The following is a 2,548-nucleotide window of genomic DNA, read 5'->3' as shown; positions in this document are numbered from 1 at the left end:
CAATGAAGACGGGAGGCTGGAAGCCTACCCGTTATGAAATTAACACTTTACACACACTTTACGGGTAGGCAGAACGGTGGTGCTTTTAGTTACTCTTTTACCTCTCCTCCGAAAAAACTTTTAATACAGCAACTCAATACACCACCATGCCCAAGTATTTCAAGCGAGGAGTAAAACGGGAGCACCACTTTCTCAAAGGGCTTGAGAAGCCGCTTGAGGAGATAGCCAGTATCCCGGGTGTTAAGAAGGTTATTCCTGGCAGGATATATGCCAGCGACTCAAGGGGCTTTGAGATAAAAGTAACGAGGGAAACCCATGCAGGTCTAAAGCTCGTTGCAAAGAGTGATGGTTCTGTGCAGGAGGTTTTTCTCGTTGTGGATAGGGAGCAGAGGGAATTTGTCTGGAAGAAGATAGACGAGCTTGCGGAGGAGTGGAAGAAGAATTGAACAGCATTGGGGAGTGTACAGGCCCTTTACAGCTCTCTTTTTCCTTCAAAGAACTCTATGAGTTCTTCATCGCTTATGCCTTCTTCATACCCGAGCTCCTTTTTCTGAAGTTCTATTAGGCCGGGAGTGAGCAAAAGCTTTCCGTTAATCTTGGGTACCGCGTAGTGGAGGGTTATTTCGCTGAACTCATCAAGCCTTATGGTTGGGTGCTCTTCATACTCGATCTCTTCAAGCCGTTTCCCTTCTGCTATGAGCTTTGCCACTATTGCTGACCCGTCTATCGAAAACTGGACTTTCCCGATATTTCTTGCCTTTGCCCCTTCGATTTTTGATGTTATGAATTTTTTTGTCTTTCCGGTAAACTCAATGTCTCCAAGGATTCCTCCCACAACTATAATCGTGTCTTCGTCTATGTCCTCTGGTTTGAGCTCTTCTTCTGCAAAGGGGTCGAGGACTATCATCTTTGAACGATCAAACGGAAACCCGGTGACACTTTGTGGAATAACCCCGCCGAGCTTAGCGAGCTCTTCTCTCTCCTCTGGCAAAACGTTTGTGAAGATGAGCTTATCTCCCCACCACTCGCTTGCATGCTTATACTCAAGCAGAACCCACTCTCCAAGCTTTTCGAGATGTTCTATTATCAAATATGGCATTTTTCTCACCTAGAAACTTTATGGTGGGGCCGCCGGGATTTGAACCCGGGTCTCCGGCTCCCGAAGCCGGAAGGATAGACCAAGCTACCCCACGGCCCCTCAGCGCTAACTTTCAAGCATCTGGTTATAAATTTTTCCCAACCCCTTAGCAAAAGATATAAATTCCAAGCTGCATAGTTGGAGAGGATGCCCGATGATATCCATAGTAATACCCACATATAATGAGAGAGAAAACCTGGAGGAGCTGTTTGAACGGATAGCGAGGGCTTTAGAGGGAAAAGAGTTTGAAATAATAGTTGTAGATGATAACTCCCCAGATAGAACATGGGAAAAAGCAGAGGAACTGGCGAAAAAATATCCTGTGCATGTTATACGGAGGATAAATGAGCGAGGTCTTTCTTCCGCTGTTATCAGAGGCTTTAAGGAAGCTAGGGGGGAGATTATTGTTGTTATGGATGCTGATTTGCAGCACCCTCCAGAGGTTATCCCCAAGTTAGTTGAAGCGGTTGAGAAAGGGGCGGACATAGCTATAGCGAGCAGATATGTGAAGGGAGGAAAGGTCGAGAACTGGTACTGGTGGAGAAAGCTCATTTCAAAAGGTGCTATAATGATAGGCAGAGTTGCCTTACCAAAGATTAGAGGGGTCAAAGACCCCGTAAGTGGGTTTTTTGCCCTTAAAAGGGAGGTTGTAGAAGGGGTTGAGCTCAACCCAGTGGGCTTTAAAATACTCCTTGAAGTGCTCATAAAAGGAAAGTACAAGAAAGTCGTTGAGGTGCCGTTTACGTTTGGATTAAGGAATTTTGGAGAAAGCAAGCTGAGCAACAAGCAAATACTAAACTATCTGCGTCACCTCTACAGGCTCATGAAATGGGAAGGTGAGATAGATAGACTTGTCAAATTCTCCATAGTTGGTTTGACCGGTGTCGCTGTAAACGAAGGTGCTCTTCTCGGCTTTGTGGAGTTTTTGGGATGGGATAAAAGACTGGCTGTTATACCAGCTACGGAGCTTTCGATACTCAACAACTTTCTGTGGAACGACCTTTGGACGTTTAGAGACCTGAAGAGAAAACCACTCTATCTAAGACTTTTTAACTTCCACCTTGCAGCGCTAACGGGGGCTCTGGTTCAGTGGGCAATCTATCTGGCTCTGTTGTATGTGGGAGTTCACTATTTGATAGCAAATTTAATTGGAATAGGATTTTCATTTATTGTAAGATTCTTCGTCAATCGGAACCTCACATGGGCATGACCGCCTCTAATTACTGCATCTCCACCCTAAAGGGTTAGGCTTTCAGAGAGAAAATGTAAAGTTTAAATATTTCGCACCTTACAAAATTTGAGGGCTGTTCTCTAAATGGTTAAAAGCGTGAAGTTTAAATATTTTGACTTAGTATTTTTTAATGGGTGGTTTAGTGTGCCTAAGGCGACCTTTGTTATTAGTGAGGAAAC

General features: G+C 44.6%; 3 protein-coding genes and 1 tRNA gene. 2 read left to right on the top strand and 2 right to left on the bottom strand.

The genetic code is table 11. The features are described 5' to 3' along the window. The first annotated feature begins 146 nt into the window (after positions 1-146). Positions 147-446 carry a DUF2103 domain-containing protein gene (locus GBV73_RS10985; protein WP_152881331.1) on the top strand — a complete coding sequence of 100 codons (300 nt, stop codon included), beginning with the start codon at positions 147-149 and terminating at the stop codon, positions 444-446. Between the two features lie 26 nt (positions 447-472). On the opposite strand, the gene GBV73_RS10980 is transcribed toward GBV73_RS10985, so the two are convergent. Then, positions 473-1,099 (bottom strand): hypothetical protein, encoded by a 627-nt coding sequence (locus GBV73_RS10980; protein WP_152881329.1) that lies wholly within the window; start codon positions 1,097-1,099, stop codon positions 473-475. Between the two features lie 21 nt (positions 1,100-1,120). Further along, positions 1,121-1,198: transfer RNA gene (locus GBV73_RS10975), tRNA-Pro, on the bottom strand. Between the two features lie 94 nt (positions 1,199-1,292). On the opposite strand from GBV73_RS10975, the gene GBV73_RS10970 reads away from it, so the two are divergent. Then, positions 1,293-2,348 (top strand): glycosyltransferase family 2 protein, encoded by a 1,056-nt coding sequence (locus tag GBV73_RS10970; protein WP_042697715.1) that lies wholly within the window; start codon positions 1,293-1,295, stop codon positions 2,346-2,348. The last annotated feature ends 200 nt before the right edge of the window (positions 2,349-2,548 follow it).

Origin of the sequence: Thermococcus sp. 101 C5 (genome assembly GCF_009372125.1) — an archaeon.
Classification (GTDB): domain Archaea; phylum Methanobacteriota_B; class Thermococci; order Thermococcales; family Thermococcaceae; genus Thermococcus_A; species Thermococcus_A bergensis.
The sequence above is the reverse complement of the archived record's forward strand: the minus strand, read 5'-3'. Positions and strand labels throughout refer to the sequence as shown.

Excerpts from the sequence above, each read along its gene's own strand:
- GBV73_RS10970 (WP_042697715.1), top strand. The coding sequence starts at position 1,293 with ATGATATCCATAGTAATACCCACATATAATGAGAGAGAAAACCTGGAG.
- GBV73_RS10980 (WP_152881329.1), bottom strand. The coding sequence starts at position 1,099 with ATGCCATATTTGATAATAGAACATCTCGAAAAGCTTGGAGAGTGGGTT.
- GBV73_RS10985 (WP_152881331.1), top strand. The coding sequence starts at position 147 with ATGCCCAAGTATTTCAAGCGAGGAGTAAAACGGGAGCACCACTTTCTC.